Genomic DNA, 16,752 nt, shown 5'->3' with positions numbered 1-16,752 from the left:
CGGCCGCCATGGCGGTGCCGGCGCGGCGGCCGCGCTCGCCGGGGACTGCCACACGGCTTATTACCTCGTCGGCCCTCTTCGCGATACATTCAGTGGTTCTTTCATGACCCGGCCGACCGCGATTCCGAACGGTGCGGACGCGACGACGGACGACAGCACCGTCGCCTACGTCGGTGGCCACCCGCCCGCGGCCGAGATCCCCCGGGCCCTCGAGCGGGCGAGCGATCGCCTTACGGTCGAATCGATCCCCGACGAAGACGCGGTACTCGAGCGGGTTCGGACGGGGCGTCTCNGAGCGATCGCCTTACGGTCGAATCGATCCCCGACGAAGACGCGGTACTCGAGCGGGTTCGGACGGGGCGTCTCGGCTGTCTCGTGAGTCGGTCCACGGCCGGGGACGTCGACGCTCGTTCGCTGCTCGAGCGGGTCCGCGAACTCGATCCCCAGCTCCCCGTGTTCCTGATCGCCGAGGACTGGGACGAGGACGCCGCCAGCGCCGCGCTCGAGGCCGGTGCGACCGGCTGTGTCTCCGTCTCGACCGCGGAACACGGGACTCGTCTCGCGATGCGAATCGAACGCGCGGTCGACGCGGCGACTGAACGCCGCGACCTCGAGGCGGCGACCGCCCGGTTTCGCGCCCTCACCGAGAACGCCTCCTTCGCCGTGATCACGGCCGACGACGACGGACGGATCCGGTACGCCAACGACGCGGTCGAATCGCTGTTCGGGCACGCGGCCGCGGATCTCGTCGGCGAACGGATCTCGACGCTCGTCCCGGGCAAGTACCGGAACAGCCACCGGGACACGATCGCCCACTTCCTGCGGACCGGCGAGCAGACGCTCGACTGGAACTGGGCCGAACTCGATGCGCTTCACGCCGACGGTCACGAGGTGCCCGTCGGGGTCTCTTTCGGCGAGGCCGCGATCGACGGGGACCATCTCTTTACCGCCGTCATCCGAGACCGCACGGATCGCAAGCGACTCGAACGGGAACGCGAGGCGACGTTGGAGCGGATCGCCGACGCCTTCGTCTCGATCGACGCCGACTGGGAGTTCACCTATATCAACGAGCAGGCGGCCGAACTGCTGGACCGTCCCCGCGAGGACCTGCTCGGAGAGTCGCTGGGAACGGCGTTCGAGGCCGTCGCGGGCACCGAGTTCGAGCGCGAACTCGAGCACGCCTTCACCGAGCAGACGACGGTCAGTTTCACGCAGTACTTCGCCGCCCTCGAGCGCTGGTTCGAGGTCCGGGCCTACCCCTCCGCGGACGGCCTCTCGATCTTCTTTACCGACGTGACCGATCGGATGCGCGCCGAGGAGGAACTCGAGGCCAGCGTCACGGCGCTACAGGCCTTATATGACATCTCGACCGGAGCCGACGCGTCGTTGGACGAGAAGATCCCCGAACTGCTGGAGCTGGGGTGTGAGTCGCTGGACCTTCCCTACGGCTTTCTCACCCGGATCAACCTCGACGAGCGGACCCAGACGGTCGTCCAGTCGTGGGGCGATCACACCTTGCTTCAGGCGGGCGAGTCCTGCCCGCTCGCGGAGGCCTACTGCCGGGAGACGATCAAGACCCACGAACTGGTCACCGTCGCGAACGCGCCCGACGAGGGCTGGACCGGCGACCCCGCCTACGAACTGTTCGAACTCGGCAGCTACGTCGGCGCGAAGGTGACCGTCGACGGCACCATCTGGGGCACCCTCTGTTTCGCCTCGAGCGAGCCCCGGGAAGGCGACGGCTTCACCGAGGCCGAGCGGACGCTGGTCAAACTCATGGCCAAATGGGTCAGCTACGAGACCGAGCGCGAGCGGTCCCGCGAAACCCTCGAGCGCCAGAACGATCGCCTCCAGGAGTTTACCAGCGTCGTCAGTCACGACCTGCGGAACCCGTTGAACGTGGCACAGGGCTCGCTGGAACTCGCACAAGAGGGCGATCACGCTCGGCTCGAGGCCTGCGACGAGGCCCTCGATCGGATGGAGCAGTTGATCGAGGAACTCCTGTCGCTCGCCGAGCAGGGCGCGACGACGGTCGACCTCGAGCCGGTTTCGGTTCGGGACTGCGCGACGAAGGCGTGGTCGATGGTCGACACCGGCGACGCCGCCCTCGACCTCGAGGGACAGTGTTGGGCCCGAGCGGATCCCGACCGGCTGCAGCAGTTGCTCGAGAACCTGTTCCGGAACGCGCTCGATCACGGGGTTCCCGACGGCGGGACCAGCGCCGACCTGACGGTGACGGTCGGCGACTGCGAGGGCGGGTTCTACGTGGCCGACACCGGACAGGGGATTCCCGAGGACGAACGCGACGCGGTCTTCGACATCGGCTTTACGACGGCCGAGGACGGAACCGGGTTCGGGCTCGGCATCGTCGAGCGGGTCGCCGAGGCCCACGACTGGGGCCTCGAGGCGACGACCGGCGAGGCGGGCGGCGCGCGCTTCGAACTGACCGGCGTCGCTCGCCCGCGCGACGGGAACTGACGCAGGGACGCGGAGACCAAAGACGACCGCGCCGACCCACGGAACCGCGGCGACTCACCGTCCATCGCTCGGCTCGTGGCGCGAACTTTTTGACGGCACCCTCCCTAGCCGTGGCCATGTCACTGACTGCGGGCGTCGTCGCGGTCCAGGGCGACGTCGAGGAACACGCGGCTGCCATCGAACGCGCCGCGGCGGCCCGTGACCGCGAGGTCACGGTCCGCGAAATTCGAGACGCCGGGATCGTCCCCGACTGCGACCTGCTCGCGATGCCCGGCGGCGAATCGACGACCATCTCCCGACTGCTGCACAGCGAGGGGATCGCCCCCGAAATCCGCGCCCACGTCGCCGACGGCAAACCGCTGCTCGCGACCTGTGCCGGCCTGATCGTCGCCGCGAGCGACGCCGGCGACGACCGGGTCGACGAACTCGAGTTGATCGACGTGGGCGTCGAGCGCAATGCGTTCGGCCGGCAGAAGGACAGCTTCGAAGCGCCCCTCGCGGTCGCGGGCCTCGAGGAGCCGTATCCGGCGGTGTTCATCCGCGCGCCGGCCATCGATTCGGTCGGCGACGCCGAGGTGCTCGCGACGTGGGACGACCGACCGGTCGCGGTCCGGGACGGCCCCGTCGTCGGCACCTCGTTTCACCCCGAACTGACCGCCGACAGCCGGATTCACGGGCTCGCGTTCTTCGAGAACGAGGTCGCTTCGGTGCCGTCGCTCGAGGACGCACAGTAGTCCTGCTGCATGCACAGCGGCGGGCCGGACAGGGCAGTATGCGGTTGTAGCGAGCGGTTATTTTATTGCGTCACATGGCGTGTACTGAAGACATATGTCGGACGAATACGAGGGCGCGGCGTACGAGATCGGTGCCAGTGACGAAACCGTACACAGCGCGTGGGACAACAGCCTCGAGCCGGTACAGACGGTCGAGTCCGGCGATGTCGTCCGCATTACCTGCAGGGACTCGACCGGCGGACAGTTCGGCCCCGACTCGACGGTCGCCGACATCGCCGACCTCGACATCGACCGAGTCCACACGCTGACCGGCCCTGTCGCGATCGAGGGCGCTCGGCCGGGCGACGTCCTCGAGGTCGAGCTACTCGCGGTCGACCACAGTGGTTGGGGGGTCACGCTGATCCTTCCGAGCGAAGCGGAGCTCGGGCTCTTGGCCGAGGAGTTCCCGGAACCCGACCTCTACGTCTGGGACCTCGAGGACGGCGTCGGTCGCTTCGCAAACGGCATCGAGGTGCCGCTCGATCCGTTCCCCGGCATCATGGGTGTCGCGCCGGCCGAAGACGGTGCTCACAGCACGTTCCCGCCGCGATCGGTCGGCGGAAACATGGACATCAAACAGCTCACGGCCGGCTCGACGCTGTATCTCCCCGTTGCGGTCGAGGACGCCCTGTTCAGCGTCGGCGACGGCCACGCCGCACAGGGGGACGGCGAGGTCTGCGGGACCGGAATCGAGGCACCGATGACCGTCACCTGCCGATTTACCCTGCGGTCGGATCTCTCGATCGACCAGCCACAGTTCGAGACGACGGGGCCGTTCACCCCGAGCGGCCGGGACGAGCCGATGTACGGGACCACGGGGATTGCGGACGACCTGCAGGAAGCCGCCAGAGATGCCGTCCGGCAGCTAATCGACCACCTCGAGGCCGAACGCGGCCTCGAGCGGCGCGAGGCCTACATGCTGTGCTCGGTGGCCGTCGATCTGAAGATCAACGAGGTCGTCAACGCGCCGAACTGGGTCGTCTCCGCGTACCTGCCGGAGGGAATCTTCCCTGCCGAGCAGCGCCGGTCGGCGTGACGACCAGTGGTACGCATTTACCCGTCGAAGCCCTACCGACGTGTATGAGTCGGAGTCGGTATCGACACCCCGAGCGAGCGACTGACCAACGCATCGAGACGGCGAGCGATCGCCTCGAGGCGGCTCTCCCGTCCCCCACCCTCGAGCGGGCGAGAGCGCGATGACGGATTCGTCGGGTGGCAGCTTTCGCGACGGCGATCCGGTCGAACGGAACTCGGACGAGGACGATAGCGAGTCGCAGGAGTCGCTTTCGGCGGACCTCGCGCGACGGTTCTTCGAGGCGTGTCCGGTCAGCGCCGTCGTGATCGATGCGACGGGCGAGATCGCCCACGCGACCGATCGAGCCGTGACGACGCTCGGCCTCCCGCGCGAGGACCTCGTCGGCCGCTCCTACGACCCGTCTGAGTGGGACCTCTTCTACGACGACGGAACGCCGGTTCCCATCGACGAACACCCCGTCACGCGGGTCTTCGAGTCGGGCGACCCCGCGTTCGGGTTCGAATACTGGATCGAACTCCCGGACGGCAGTCGGCGGTGGTTCTCGAGCAACGCCGCGCCGCTGTTCGATACGGACGGCGATGTCGAGTACGTCGCCGTCGCGTTCGAGGACGTGACGCCGTTGAAACAGCGCGAGACGCGCCTGACCAGCGACCACGTCCGACTGCTCGAGTTCCGCGCGGACGAATCGGCGGTGCCGCCGTCGCTGCGGGTCGACGACGACCGGACGTGGATCGACATCGATTCCGTCGTCTCGCTGCCGGACGGGACCACGGTCCAGTACATGGGAACGTCGGACCTCACTGCGAGCGAGTTCGTCACCGCCGTCGAAGAGGTGCCCCACTACCTCGACGCGCGGTTGCTCAGTTCGGTCGGCGGCTACAACCGCATCGAAGCCCACTCGGAATCGGAGACGGTCGCCCACGTGTTCACCGCGCTCGGCGGCCGTCCCCGCGAGATCGGTATCGCATCCGACGAGGTCAGGTTCCGCGGCGAACTCCCCGGCGACGTCGATCACCAGCAGGCCGGCGACGAAATCCGGCGGTTCCACCCCGACGCCGAACTGGTGACCGAGGAACTCGTCTACTCGCCCCAACTGCTGTACGACGTCGTCGCCGACGCGCTCACCGACCGACAACTGGCCGCCCTCGACGCCGCGTACTTCAGCGGCTACTTCGATACGCCGCGGACCAGCACCGGCGACGAGTTGGCGGCCCGGTTCGGCGTCACCCGCCAGACGTTCAACCAGCACCTCCGCAAGGCGGAACGGACCGTCTTCCAGCACCTCTTCGAGAAGTCCGGTGCGGCGGGGACTGACTAGTCAGTCCCATCCCTTACCACGACATCTGTGATAGTGGAAGCCAATGAGCGAGAACTCAGCCCACTCCAACATCTCTGCAGCTACACCTGAGGGGATCGGCGACGACAGCTCGGGCTACGACCCCACCTCGGACACGTACCACACTCGATTCGACGGCGGCTCGAACACGGTCGTCGTCGCCATCGTCGAAGCCGTCGCGGCCGTCACGAACCGCGAACCCACCGCACTGTCGCCGCTCTACGACACGGTCGATCCCGAAGCGCTCACCGACCTCGTGACGGCGGCCCGAGACCAGCCGATCGACGTCACCATCGCCTACGAGGGCTGTCACGTGACCGTCTCGAGCGACGGCAGCGTCGTCGTCGAACCGCCGGAAAACTGACCGGCTGCGAGCCCCGGGTTTCGGCGTCCCGATCCGATTTTCGAAGGCTTCGTTCGTCGTCTCACAGCCAGCTCGAGGACCGAAACCGGTCACGACCGCACCGGCGGCGGGCCTGCATGCATTCGCGACCGGACATGTTTTCTCCCTCCTTGCCGACAGTGTGGGTATGCAGGCATCTATCGACGCCGTTCGCGTCGCGGGGACTCCCCAGGGGCCGGTCCCGGTCGTCGTCCTCGCGGTCGAGGGCGAAGCCGACGTGGTCCCGATTTTCATCGGCTTCAACGAGGCCACGAGCATCGCTCGCGGCCTCGAGGCCGAAGACATCGGCCGGCCGCTGACCCACGACCTCCTGTTGGACGTCATGGAGGAACTCGGGAGCCGCATCGAGCGCATCGTCGTCACCGAGATCGAAGAACGCGACGGCGGGCAGAGCGGCACCTACATCGCCGATCTCCACCTCGAGACGCCCCGCGGCGAGACGGTCGTCGACGCCCGGCCGAGCGATTCGCTCGCGCTTGCCGCCCGGACGAACGCGCCGATCGAAGTGACCGAGGAGGTCTTCGCGGACAGCCGAGACGACAGCGAAAAGTTCGACGAACTCGAAGACATCCGCAACGTGTCGGGTGACCTCTAGATGGACGACGTACTCGAGGAGTTGTTCGCCGTGATCGAAGACCGGAAGGAAACGCTGCCCGAGGACTCCTATACCGCCTCGCTGTTTACCCACGAGAAAGGCGAGAACGCGGTCCTGGAGAAACTCGGCGAGGAGAGCACGGAACTCGTCCTGGCCGCGAAAGACGACGATCACGAGGAGATCGCCCACGAGGGTGCGGACATCGTCTACCATCTGCTCGTCTTACTCGCGATGAAGGACATGGACCTCGCCGATCTCGAGGCAGAGCTCGAGGCGCGGCGATAGCGCGACTGCGAATCGACGCTGTTTCTCTGCGGCCCATGTGGCCACGAAACCAGTCGCCGGACCTGTATTCGCATGGTGCTTGCAGCCGCCCGTGATAGCTTGATGGCGTCCACTGGTGTCGCTTCACCCGCTATGGCAGTCCAACAACTCGAGCACGCGGACGACCACATGCAGGAGTGTATCGACAACTGCCTCGAGGCCGCGCAGGTCTGCGAGTGGTGTGCGGACGCCTGTGCGGGCGAGGGCGAAGGCATGGCTCGCTGCATCCGGCTCTGTCGGGACGTGGCCGACATCGCCTCGCTGCACGCGCGGTTCATGGCCCGCAACTCGAGCTATCACGGGGAGCTGGGCGAGCTCTGTGCGGACCTCTGTGAGGAGTGTGCCGACGAGTGCGAACAGCACGATCACGAGCACTGTCAGGCCTGTGCGGAGATCCTGCCGAAGTGCGCCGAGAGCTGCCGCGAGATGGCCTCGGCCTGAAATCTACCCTACCTCGTTTTTCGACCCGATCAGGCACTCATCGCCGCGCCGACCGCGCCGGCGACCGCGCTCTCGAGGGCCATGACCAGCGAGACGGTCGCGGCGAGCGCGAAGATACCGAGCCCGGCAGCGCCGGAGATCGCGCCGCCGGCGGGGCCGAGTGCGAGTCCGGCGATGCCGACGGCGACAGCGATGAGCAGGCCGCCGATGATGCCGCCGAGGGAGCCGGCGAGCAGCCCGTGCCAGAAGCCGCTGCCGAGGGAGCCGCCGGCCATGTAGCCCGCGACGAAACCGCCGATCAGCCCCGCGGCGAGCTGACCGATTCCCGGAACGGTGAGTCCGACGATCCCCAAGACGGTCACGACGACGAAGCCGACGAAGACGGCGCGCCAGTTTGTCATACCCGATCGGACGACGGCGACGGGGATAAGCTCGCGGCGGACAACTGCCACGCGAGCTGACACGCGGACCGACCCCGCTCGCCGCGACACCGGCGCGTAACGAACGCCCTTTATGGTCGGAGGCGCTAGTGCTGGACATGATTTTCGAAGACCTTCCGACAACGCCCACGTCGGAAGAGCTGATCGACAAAGCGTTTTCGCGGGCGGCGCGGGCCGGCAAGGCCAAAGGCGGCCTCGAGGCCCAGCAGTCGATGCTCCAGACGGCGGCGAACATCATCTCGGACAACCTCGAGAACGTCGTGACGGCGTGGCCGGACTTCGAGTACGACGCCCACCCGTTCTACTACGAACTGGCGGACGCGATCGTCGACGTCGACCGGCTCCGGCAGGCGCTGTCGGAAGTGATGTGGGCCAGCCGCAAAGCCCGCGAGATCCACGAAGAGTACCAGCCGCGGCTGCGAAAGACCGACGTCGACACCGCGCGCAAGCACCGCAAGCAGGCGTTCGCCCGACTGGCGGACATCGTCGAACAGGTCGACGACCACCTGCTGTACATCAACGAATCGCGCAACGACCTGCGGGACCTGCCCGAAATCAACCCCGACGAGCCGACGATCGTCGTCGCCGGCTACCCCAACGTCGGCAAATCATCGTTCGTCAACGACGTCACCAACGCCCGCGGCGAGACCGCCTCCTACCCCTTCACGACGAAGGGCATCGGTGTCGGCCACTTCGAGCGCGATCATATCCGCTACCAGATCGTCGACACGCCCGGGCTGCTCGACCGCCCGCCAGCCGAGCGCAACGAGATCGAATCCCAAGCCGTCAGCGCCGTCGAGCACCTCGCCGACTGCATGCTCGTCATGGTCGACCCCACCGGCGACTGTGGCTACCCGACCGGCTCGCAACTCGAGCTCCGGGACTCGATCTCGGCGCAGTTCAACGAGATTCCCGTGCTCACGATCGCGAACAAGGAAGACCGCTTCGAGGACGGCGATCTGACCGAAGAGCTTGCGGCCGACTACACCATGAGCATCGAAACCGGCGCGAACGTCGAGACGGTCCTCGACGCCGCCGTCGAAGCGATCGGCTACGAGCCCGAACTTCCCTTCGACGGCTAACTCGGTGCCGAGTCGATGACGGGACCCGGCATTCTGTGGCTGCTCCAGACCGCCGCGGGGTTCTCGATGGCGGGGCCGATGTTCGTCGTCGGCGTCGGGTTCCTCCGGGATGGCCGCCTCGTCGGCGGGCTCGGCTTTCTGGCACTCGGCGCGATCGCCCTCTCTTTCCCGACGTATCTTCTCAACCGGATCGGCGGGCCGAAGACGTGGCTTCGACGAGTGGTTGGCCGCGTCCGGCGTGACACGACTGACAACGGGGCGGAGACCGACTCCGTCTCCGAGCGCGCCTCCAAAGACTCGAGCCTTCTCGAGCGACTGCAGCGCTAGCGGACTGGAAACGGCCATTCTCACGGGTCAGAGTCGGTTCGCAAACCCACGACGGACCGATGGAAAAACATCGCGTTCGCCGCGTCGGGATGGCGAACAAACTAATCTCCTCGCTCGAGGACTTCGACATATCTGACCTCGACGTTGACCGAGCCGTCGGCGTGGCGGTTGATCCGCTCGTGGAGGGTGTCGGCCAGTTCGGGTGCCGTCTCGCCGGGCGGGCCGCCGATCGTGACGATCACCCGATCGGGGTTCCGGAACGGGTAGTCGTTGTCCATCACGACTTCGAACTCGAGCAACTGGTAGCGCTCGTACTGGTCCTGTGAGAGGACCTGCTCGACCTCGTCGCGGGCGTCCTGTTCGAAGTTCCCCGTCTCGTAGGAGGCGTAGGTGATCCCGCCGAGAAACACCGCGAAGACGAGGACGATAACGACGAGTCCGACAATCCGGTGGCGAACGCGCTGTTCAGTCTCGCCGAGGGAAAACAGGTTCTCCGGCCGGTAGCCGGCGTACCACAGCGTCAACAGGCCGGCGAGGTTCACCGAGAGCAGATTGACGAGGACGAGGACCGTCGCGCCGATCGCGGCCGTCGGTTGACCCCACGCGAGGGTGATTCCCGCGACGCCGGCCGGCGGGATCAATGCCGCCGCGATCATCACGCCGACGAGCGCCACGGAGGTGCCCGTCGCGATGCTGACGACCCCCGCGATCCCCGCGCCGAGCGCGATCGCGAGCGAGAGTAAGTCGGGTGCGAGCCGCTCCGAAATCTCGCCGACGTTCGCGAGAACGAGACCCGGCGGGACGATGTTCGTCATCCGTGCCACCAGCGCGAAGACCGCCGCTGCAGCGATCGCGAGGACGACGCCGAGAATCTGGTAGGTAACACTCTCGACGAACAGCTCCTCGTCGTCGATCACCGTCCCGACGCTCGCCCCCAGCGCCGGGCCGATCAGCGGCGCGATCACCATCGACCCGACGACGACCGCGGGCGAATCCAGGAGGAGCCCGGCGGTCGCGACGACGGCGCTGATGATCGTCATCACGGCGTAGACGGGAAAGCTCGGTGTCAGGTCGTCGGCCTCCGCCTGCAGCTCCTGACGCGAAATTCGGTCCGAGCCCACATCTCCCTCCTCGTATTCCTCGCGGAGCGCCTGAAACCGACGGGAGATGACCGTTTCCGCGTCGACGACGACGGTGTACGCGTCCTCGTCGATCCCCGCGTTCTGTACCTCGTCGAGCACCGGTTCGACGGCCGCATCCGGCAGGGGGAAGTAGACGACCGCGGTGTATTTCCGACTGCTGGTCTCGTCGGTCACGACGTAGTCGATCTCCCGCTCGTCGAGGGTGTCGAGGATCGTCTCTCGCTTGCCCGTCGGTACCGTCAGCTGTACGAGCCGCACATGTGACTGTGAAATTCCCCGGGATCATAACTCCGGGGCATTCGGTCCCGCGCAGGCGGTCGATTCCGCCTCGAGCGGGCACTGATCGCCCAGTCGATTCCCGTTACAATGCGTATAAAGGTCGGTCCGCCCTACGGTCGGGTATGATCGATTTCGATACGCGCCCCAATCGGGAGGCCGAAGTCGCCCTCGTCGGCCGCTCGAACGTGGGCAAGTCCACGCTGATGCGCGAGCTGACCGGCCACAGCTTCGACACCGGCGGCAAACCCGGCGTCACCCGCTCGCCGAACCACTACGACTGGGCTCCCGAGGACTTCGTCATCACTGACCTCCCCGGTTTTGGCTTCATGAGCGGCGTCGACGAGGACCTCCGCGAGGAGATCAAAACCGAGATCGTCCACTACCTCGAGGAGTACGCCGACAACGTCCTCGTCGCCGTCCTCGTCGTCGACGGCAAGAGCGTCATCGACATCATCGACCGCCACTCCGGCCCCGACGAGATCCCCTACGACGTGGAGATGTTCCACTTCCTGCGCGAACTCGACATCCCCACGGTCGTCGCCGTCAACAAGATGGACAAGGTCGACGACGAAGACGAGCGCCTCGACGCCCTCTGTGACCGCCTCGGTCTCTATCCGCCGTGGAAACAGTGGCAAGACACCATCGCCCCCATCAGCGCGAAAAAGGGCCAACTCGAGCCGCTAAACGAAGCCGTCCGGAGTCAGCTGCACGAGCAAAATCGAGATGACTTATTCAAATTCTTCTAACGAAATTTTGCTCTGCGGTCTATCGCGCTGGCGGCTTCGCCGCACAGCGCGATGTCCCTCGGCAAAATTTCGATCAAAAGCACTCCTCCTTCCGTTCGTTCCTTTCAGTCACTCACATCAGTCGTCGGCCCGCTCGCTCCCTTCGGTCGCTCGCGGTGAGTGTCGGGTAAGTGCCTGCCCTTCCCCGGATCGCGCGACTCTCGCAGTCGCTTGAGCCGCGCTCTCGGCCATTTTACGACAGATCCATCATCAGACCACGCGGTTGTGGAACGCCTCGCCGTCCGCGAGTCGGTTGACGTTCTCGCGGACGATATCGCCCGTGTCCCGGAAGTAGTCCCGCGTGTAGGCCGCACAGTGGGGCGAGATGATTACCTCGTCCATCCCCCACAGCGGCGAGTCCTCGGGCAGCGGCTCTTCCTCGAAGACATCCACGGCTGCACCAGCGAGCGTGTCGGTCTCGAGCGCGTCGATCAGTGCCGGTTCGTCGACGACCGATCCGCGGGAGACGTTGACGAAGTAGGCGTCGTCGCGCATCGCGTCGAACGCCTCGGCGTCGAAGAGGTGGCGCGTCTCCTCGGTCAGCGGCACGGTGACGATCACGAACTCGGCGTCTTCGATCGCCTCGAGCAGCCGGTCGTTCGTGTAGATCTCGTCGAATCCGGGAACCGGATCGCCCGAGCGGCGGACGCCGGTTACACGGACGCCGAGCGCGCTGAGAGTCTTCGCGACGCCGCGGCCGAGGGTGCCGGTGCCGACGACGCAGGCCGTCGACCCCGGGAGAGTGAAGGCGTCGTCCCACTCGGGGCGCTCCCAGCGGCGCTCCTGTTGGTTCGCGACGTGGTCGTGCAACCGCCGGGCGAACATCAGCAGGTAGCCCGCGACCGTCTCGCCGACGGTCCGGTCGTGAATCCCCGTACTGTTCGTGAGAACCACGCCCTCGTCCTCGAACGCGTCGAAGGGGAACCGGTCGACCCCCGCCTGAATCGAGTGAACCCAATTCAGGTCGAGGAATGCCTCGCGGTGTTCGAGAGTGACGACCGCGTCGCAGGACGAGATCTCGTCGTCGCCGATCACCGCGACTTCGACTGGGAGGTCGATGAGATAGTCCGCTAGTTCGGCCGGCGGAAACACCGCCTCGACTGACTCGTGGACGCCGAGTCGCTCGAGTTCGAATGCCATGGGCGTCGTTACGCGCGAATCTGGGTTGAAAGTTTGCACCCCCGGAAGTCGTATCGGGGTACGTATGAATGAGGTGGCGGCTCGGGGAAATCCCTCGTCACACGGGGCTCGGTGGGGGTAACTCTTCGTCACGGCCGCCGGAGTCGGTTACTCCCTCGAGGGGTTTCGGTCTGTCGTTTCGCGACCGGTCGCTGGCTCGTCGCCCGATGTCTGCCACGCCTCGAGGTCCCGCAGTTCTTCGGCGACAGCCGTGATCTCCCCGGACTCGAGCGCGCCGCGTTCGGTCACCACCTCGTCGATGCACTCGGCGGGCGTCACGTCGAAAGTCGGGTTCAGCACGTCGATCGACGCGTCACCGTCGTAGACCGCGGTTTGGTCGCCGGACTCGAGATTGATTTCCTCGCGGGTCGAGACCTTGTCCGTCGCCGCGACGACGGAGACCGGGATCCCCTCTCGCTCGGCGGCGACGGCCAGCGCCCGCGTCCCGGTCTTGTTCACGACGGAGCCGTCGGGGAGGACGGTGTCCGCGCCGACCGCGATGCAGTCGATGTCCTCGCTCGCGAGCATGTGCGCGACCGCCGCGTCGGTGTGGACCGCGACGGTGCCGCCGATCTCTCCGGCCAGTTCTTCTGCGACACCGATACCCTCGCGGGCCGGCCGCGATTCGGCGACGAAGACGCGGGAGGGATCGGCCGTCTCGAGCGCCTCGAGGACGGTGCCCGACCGCGAGAGCGTCGCAATGGTGCCCCCGAGGCGCTCGCTCGCGGTCGCCGCGGCGTCCGCGTCGGCAGCCAACGCGCGGTCGATATTCGAGAGCGCCGACTCGAGGATGGCCGGCGCACCGGTCTGTTCGGCGTCCCGAGCCGTATCGCCCGCCTCGGCCATCGTCCGATTCACTCGATTCCGGAGGACGGCCATCGACGGCCGGGCCTCGAGCAACCGGCCCGCGAGTTCGGCGAGTTCGTCCCACTCGCCGTCGGGATCTGGACCGAAGTCCTGGCGCTCGGCGACGAGCAGGCCCGCTCGGTCGCGAAGCACTTCGAGCGCGCGCACGGACAGGTATGCGGCTCCGTGTTCGTCGTCGGCCGCGATCGAGCGGACGGTGGGAGCCACGCGCTCGTAGGCGGTCCACAGTTCGGGGACCGTCTCGCGGCCGTCACCCACGCCTTCGAGCGTCTCGGTCGGCGAGACCCACTCGAGGGCGTCGTGTTCCTCACTCAGGTCGATTTCGCGGTACTCGCAGTCGAACAGATATGGGTGGACGACCCACTCGCGCTCGAGGTCCGAATCCGTGAATTCGACCCGTCGTCCGGAACGGGCGAGCGAGACGGCGTCGTCCTCGAGACCCGTTTCCTCGCGGATTTCGACGCGGACCTGCTCGTCCGGCCGGCCTTCGGCGAACCCGGAGACGCCGCCCCACTGGCCCGGGTAGGTGCCGACCGCATCGCTCCGGCACAATAACAGGATCTCCCCGCGGTTGCGGAGGAAGGCGGTGACGACGTGGCTCGCGGTCGCCTCGTCACCGCTCTCGTCGCGCTCCGACGATGAATCGCTCATACGCGGAGCCACGACCGCGTGGAGGGAATCGTTTTCGGGTCCGGCCGCCGTACCCCCGCCCATGCAACGGATCGCGATCATCGCCGACACGCATATTCCCTCCCGCGAGAGCGCGCTCCCCGAGTGGGTCGTCGACGAACTCGAGCGAGCCGACCACACGATTCACGCGGGCGATTTCGACTCTCGGCAGGCCTCCGATCGGATCGCCGCCCTCGCGAACCGGAACCTGACCGCCGTCCGCGGGAACACGGACCCGCCGACGATCGACGCACCCCGCGCCGCAACCCTCGAAATCGGCGGCGTGACCTTCGCCGTAACTCACGGAGCCGGCTCGCCGACCGGCTGGCAGCAGCGAGTCATCGAGACCGCTCGAGCCGAAACGGCGGTGGCCGAGCCGGTCGCCGTCGCCGGCCACACCCACGAGGTTGTCGACACAACTGTCGACGGGATTCGGCTACTCAATCCCGGCAGCGCGACCGGCGCGGCCCCCGTCGATCGAGCGACGATGTACGTCGCGACCGTCGAGGACGGGGAACTAACGGTCGAACTGCAAAGCGAGTGAGCCCGTCGATCGCCGCCGTCGACCGCCAGCGATCAGCGACTGTTGCCCGCAGCCCGTCGCCGCGAGTGCGTGAACTATACCCGTCTCGGGTCCCCCCGTGAGACTATGACACAGCGTGTGACGGTATCGCTCGACGACGACTCGGCCGCGGCCCTCGAGACGCTCGTGGCCGAGACGGGTAACGGCCAAAGCGAGGTCGTCCGGCGGGCACTGACCTTCTACGCGGCGAACTTCGAAGCCGCCGACGGGGGACCGAGCGACAACCTCGAACAGTACTACCGAATGCTCTCCTCCGGGGAACACGTCCTGCTCGATATCGACTTCCTGCACGCCTTCCTCGAGTACTGCTACGACGGCGGCGACCCCGACCCGGCGTTCGTCGAAGCGGCCGACCGGGTCTCGGACTACCACGCTCGCGAGTACGCCGCCCGGTTCGACGCGGTCGGCGACCTGCTCGAGTGGCTCTCCTTCTGTGGGTTCCTCGACGTCCGCGAGGAGGGCGACGGCGTCTACCACCTCGTCTTTCCCTCGGAGGCCGTCCGCTGGTTCATGACCCGGTTCATCGAGCGCAGCACCGTCGATCTGCCGACGGAGATCGAACTCGAGGGCGGCGTCTCGAAGGTGATCGTGACCGAGCGGGCGGGCGACTGAGACGGTCACCGAACGGTCGTCGCCGCGACGGCGAGTGCGAGCGCGAGTACCCACCGGTACCGCGGCCGAAATTCATACGAGTTCATATGGATTCATACGACATCGTTACTGTCTCGAGTTGTCTGAGTGTTCGTATGTCCGGATCTTAACAACCCTTTTGTGGATTTCGAAGAGCGGTACGTGTGAATACACATCATGGAGGTTATTGACCGACTCAAAGCGATCGGACCGGGGGCGCTCGTCGCGGCGGCGTTCATCGGCCCGGGAACGGTAACGACCGCGAGCGTGATCGGGGCGGAACACGCCTATCTGCTCGTGTGGACGATCGCGTTCTCGATTCTGGCGACGATCGTCCTCCAGGAGATGAGCGCGCGGCTGGGGTTGATCACGCAGGAAGGGTTGGGGGAAGCGTTTCGAAACGAGTTCGACAATCCGATCCCGCAGACGATCACCGTCGCGCTCGTCGTGAGCGCGATCGGGATCGGGACGGCGGCGTTCCAGACGGGCAACATCGTCGGCGGCGCTGCCGGCCTGTCGACGATTACCGGTATTAGCGAGAACGTCTGGGGACCGGTCATCGGCCTGGTCGCCGCCGGGCTGCTGTGGACGGGCAGCTACAAGCTGATCGAGCGGGTCTTCATCGGTCTCGTCAGTATCATGGGCGCGGCGTTCCTGCTCAATGCGATCATGGTGCGACCGGACCTCGGCTCGCTCGCGGGCGGGCTCGTTCCGACCGTTCCCGACGGCTCGGCGTACCTCATCGCCGGCCTCGTCGGGACCACCGTCGTCGGCTACAACCTGTTCTTGCACGCGAGCACCGTCCAAGAGCGGTGGGACGGCCCCGAGGATCTCGCGGAGTGTCGCACCGACACGATCGGGATGGTCATCGTCGGCGGCCTCATCACGACGGCGATCGTCGTCACGGCCGCCGCCGTCTTCCCGACGGGGACCCAGATCACCGGCGTCGGCGAGATGGCCGACCAGCTCGAGCCCGTCTTCGGCGGCTACGCCCTGACGTTCTTCGCCATCGGCCTCTTCGCGGCCGGCTTTACGAGCGCGATGAGCGCGCCGCTGGCCGGGGCCTACGCCACCGCCGGCGCGCTGGGCTGGGAGCGGGACCTGACCTCGACCCGGTTCCGCGCGATCTGGATGACCATCCTCGGCGTCGGCATCGTCTTCTCGGCGCTCGACTACAACCCCGTGCAGGTGATCGTCTTCGCACAGGTCGCCAACGGCCTCCTGTTGCCGATTCTCGCGGTCTTCCTCATCTACGCGATGAACAACCGCGACCTGCTGGGCGAGTACACGAACAGCACCCTCCAGAACGTCCTCGGCGGGCTCGTCACGCTCGTCGTGGTCGGCATCGGCCTCCGAACGCTCTACGACGTTCTGTTCCTCTGA

Annotated in this window: 18 protein-coding genes; 14 read left to right on the top strand and 4 right to left on the bottom strand. The window is 66.7% G+C overall.

Annotation, left to right across the window (positions count from 1 at the left end):
• Positions 1-375: 375 nt before the first annotated feature.
• From C489_RS06310 to C489_RS06275, 8 genes are all read left to right on the top strand, one after another.
• On the top strand, positions 376-2,478 hold the full coding sequence (locus C489_RS06310; protein ID WP_006430341.1) for a PAS domain S-box protein: 2,103 nt from the start codon (positions 376-378) through the stop codon (positions 2,476-2,478).
• Positions 2,479-2,594: 116 nt separating this feature from the next.
• Positions 2,595-3,212, top strand: a complete 618-nt coding sequence (gene pdxT, locus C489_RS06305) for a pyridoxal 5'-phosphate synthase glutaminase subunit PdxT (protein ID WP_006430340.1) — start codon at positions 2,595-2,597, stop codon at positions 3,210-3,212.
• A 94-nt stretch (positions 3,213-3,306) separates the two neighbouring features.
• On the top strand, positions 3,307-4,287 hold the full coding sequence (locus C489_RS06300; RefSeq protein WP_006430339.1) for an acetamidase/formamidase family protein: 981 nt from the start codon (positions 3,307-3,309) through the stop codon (positions 4,285-4,287).
• A gap of 160 nt (positions 4,288-4,447) precedes the next feature.
• Positions 4,448-5,605, top strand: a complete 1,158-nt coding sequence (locus C489_RS06295; RefSeq protein ID WP_006430338.1) for a helix-turn-helix domain-containing protein — start codon at positions 4,448-4,450, stop codon at positions 5,603-5,605.
• A 43-nt stretch (positions 5,606-5,648) separates the two neighbouring features.
• Positions 5,649-5,987 carry a HalOD1 output domain-containing protein gene (locus C489_RS06290; RefSeq protein WP_006430337.1) on the top strand — a complete coding sequence of 113 codons (339 nt, stop codon included), beginning with the start codon at positions 5,649-5,651 and terminating at the stop codon, positions 5,985-5,987.
• A gap of 166 nt (positions 5,988-6,153) precedes the next feature.
• Positions 6,154-6,621, top strand: coding sequence for a bifunctional nuclease family protein (locus C489_RS06285; protein WP_006430336.1), 468 nt, complete (start codon positions 6,154-6,156; stop codon positions 6,619-6,621).
• Positions 6,622-6,906, top strand: coding sequence for a phosphoribosyl-ATP diphosphatase (gene hisE, locus C489_RS06280; protein ID WP_006430335.1), 285 nt, complete (start codon positions 6,622-6,624; stop codon positions 6,904-6,906).
• Positions 6,907-7,038: 132 nt separating this feature from the next.
• The gene (locus C489_RS06275; protein WP_006430334.1) at positions 7,039-7,386 is read left to right on the top strand and encodes a four-helix bundle copper-binding protein; all 348 of its coding nucleotides are present in this window, start codon (positions 7,039-7,041) and stop codon (positions 7,384-7,386) included.
• Between the two features lie 29 nt (positions 7,387-7,415).
• Here C489_RS06275 and C489_RS06270 read toward each other — a convergent pair whose 3' ends face one another.
• On the bottom strand, positions 7,416-7,787 hold the full coding sequence (locus C489_RS06270) for a DUF5518 domain-containing protein (RefSeq protein WP_006430333.1): 372 nt from the start codon (positions 7,785-7,787) through the stop codon (positions 7,416-7,418).
• A gap of 137 nt (positions 7,788-7,924) precedes the next feature.
• On the opposite strand from C489_RS06270, the gene C489_RS06265 reads away from it, so the two are divergent.
• Together C489_RS06265 and C489_RS06260 are read left to right on the top strand one after the other, a co-directional pair.
• On the top strand, positions 7,925-8,908 hold the full coding sequence (locus tag C489_RS06265) for an NOG1 family protein (RefSeq protein ID WP_006430332.1): 984 nt from the start codon (positions 7,925-7,927) through the stop codon (positions 8,906-8,908).
• Positions 8,909-8,923: 15 nt separating this feature from the next.
• Positions 8,924-9,235, top strand: coding sequence for a hypothetical protein (locus C489_RS06260; RefSeq protein WP_006430331.1), 312 nt, complete (start codon positions 8,924-8,926; stop codon positions 9,233-9,235).
• 101 nt (positions 9,236-9,336) lie between these two features.
• Here the strand turns inward: C489_RS06260 and C489_RS06255 are convergent, their stop codons facing one another.
• Complete coding sequence (locus C489_RS06255) at positions 9,337-10,635, bottom strand: TIGR00341 family protein (RefSeq protein ID WP_006430330.1); 1,299 nt, start codon at positions 10,633-10,635, stop codon at positions 9,337-9,339.
• Between the two features lie 143 nt (positions 10,636-10,778).
• Between C489_RS06255 and engB the strand changes: the two genes are divergently transcribed.
• Entirely contained in the window at positions 10,779-11,402 is a 624-nt protein-coding gene (gene engB, locus C489_RS06250; protein ID WP_006430329.1) for a GTP-binding protein EngB, read from the top strand.
• A 249-nt stretch (positions 11,403-11,651) separates the two neighbouring features.
• On the opposite strand, the gene ddh is transcribed toward engB, so the two are convergent.
• Both ddh and C489_RS06240 read right to left on the bottom strand, forming a co-directional pair.
• The gene (gene ddh / locus C489_RS06245) at positions 11,652-12,581 is read right to left on the bottom strand and encodes a D-2-hydroxyacid dehydrogenase (RefSeq protein ID WP_006430328.1); all 930 of its coding nucleotides are present in this window, start codon (positions 12,579-12,581) and stop codon (positions 11,652-11,654) included.
• A gap of 147 nt (positions 12,582-12,728) precedes the next feature.
• Entirely contained in the window at positions 12,729-14,138 is a 1,410-nt protein-coding gene (locus C489_RS06240; RefSeq protein WP_049890657.1) for an NUDIX domain-containing protein, read from the bottom strand.
• 61 nt (positions 14,139-14,199) lie between these two features.
• Here C489_RS06240 and C489_RS06235 point away from each other — a divergent pair, with 61 nt between their 5' ends.
• From C489_RS06235 to C489_RS06225, 3 genes are all read left to right on the top strand, one after another.
• The gene (locus tag C489_RS06235; protein ID WP_006430326.1) at positions 14,200-14,700 is read left to right on the top strand and encodes a metallophosphoesterase family protein; all 501 of its coding nucleotides are present in this window, start codon (positions 14,200-14,202) and stop codon (positions 14,698-14,700) included.
• A 105-nt stretch (positions 14,701-14,805) separates the two neighbouring features.
• Entirely contained in the window at positions 14,806-15,351 is a 546-nt protein-coding gene (locus C489_RS06230; RefSeq protein WP_006430325.1) for a ribbon-helix-helix protein, CopG family, read from the top strand.
• A 195-nt stretch (positions 15,352-15,546) separates the two neighbouring features.
• Entirely contained in the window at positions 15,547-16,752 is a 1,206-nt protein-coding gene (locus C489_RS06225; protein WP_006430324.1) for an Nramp family divalent metal transporter, read from the top strand.

The sequence above is a fragment of the Natrinema versiforme JCM 10478 genome (genome assembly GCF_000337195.1).
GTDB classification, from domain to species: Archaea; Halobacteriota; Halobacteria; order Halobacteriales; family Natrialbaceae; genus Natrinema; species Natrinema versiforme.
This window is presented reverse-complemented; position numbering and strand designations above follow the sequence as displayed.

Coding starts and splice junctions, on each gene's coding strand:
- pdxT (WP_006430340.1), top strand. CDS start 2,595: ATGTCACTGACTGCGGGCGTCGTCGCGGTCCAGGGCGACGTCGAGGAA.
- C489_RS06300 (WP_006430339.1), top strand. CDS start 3,307: ATGTCGGACGAATACGAGGGCGCGGCGTACGAGATCGGTGCCAGTGAC.
- C489_RS06295 (WP_006430338.1), top strand. CDS start 4,448: ATGACGGATTCGTCGGGTGGCAGCTTTCGCGACGGCGATCCGGTCGAA.
- C489_RS06290 (WP_006430337.1), top strand. CDS start 5,649: ATGAGCGAGAACTCAGCCCACTCCAACATCTCTGCAGCTACACCTGAG.
- C489_RS06285 (WP_006430336.1), top strand. CDS start 6,154: ATGCAGGCATCTATCGACGCCGTTCGCGTCGCGGGGACTCCCCAGGGG.
- hisE (WP_006430335.1), top strand. CDS start 6,622: ATGGACGACGTACTCGAGGAGTTGTTCGCCGTGATCGAAGACCGGAAG.
- C489_RS06275 (WP_006430334.1), top strand. CDS start 7,039: ATGGCAGTCCAACAACTCGAGCACGCGGACGACCACATGCAGGAGTGT.
- C489_RS06270 (WP_006430333.1), bottom strand. CDS start 7,787: ATGACAAACTGGCGCGCCGTCTTCGTCGGCTTCGTCGTCGTGACCGTC.
- C489_RS06265 (WP_006430332.1), top strand. CDS start 7,925: ATGATTTTCGAAGACCTTCCGACAACGCCCACGTCGGAAGAGCTGATC.
- C489_RS06260 (WP_006430331.1), top strand. CDS start 8,924: ATGACGGGACCCGGCATTCTGTGGCTGCTCCAGACCGCCGCGGGGTTC.
- engB (WP_006430329.1), top strand. CDS start 10,779: ATGATCGATTTCGATACGCGCCCCAATCGGGAGGCCGAAGTCGCCCTC.
- ddh (WP_006430328.1), bottom strand. CDS start 12,581: ATGGCATTCGAACTCGAGCGACTCGGCGTCCACGAGTCAGTCGAGGCG.
- C489_RS06240 (WP_049890657.1), bottom strand. CDS start 14,138: ATGAGCGATTCATCGTCGGAGCGCGACGAGAGCGGTGACGAGGCGACC.
- C489_RS06235 (WP_006430326.1), top strand. CDS start 14,200: ATGCAACGGATCGCGATCATCGCCGACACGCATATTCCCTCCCGCGAG.
- C489_RS06230 (WP_006430325.1), top strand. CDS start 14,806: ATGACACAGCGTGTGACGGTATCGCTCGACGACGACTCGGCCGCGGCC.
- C489_RS06225 (WP_006430324.1), top strand. CDS start 15,547: ATGGAGGTTATTGACCGACTCAAAGCGATCGGACCGGGGGCGCTCGTC.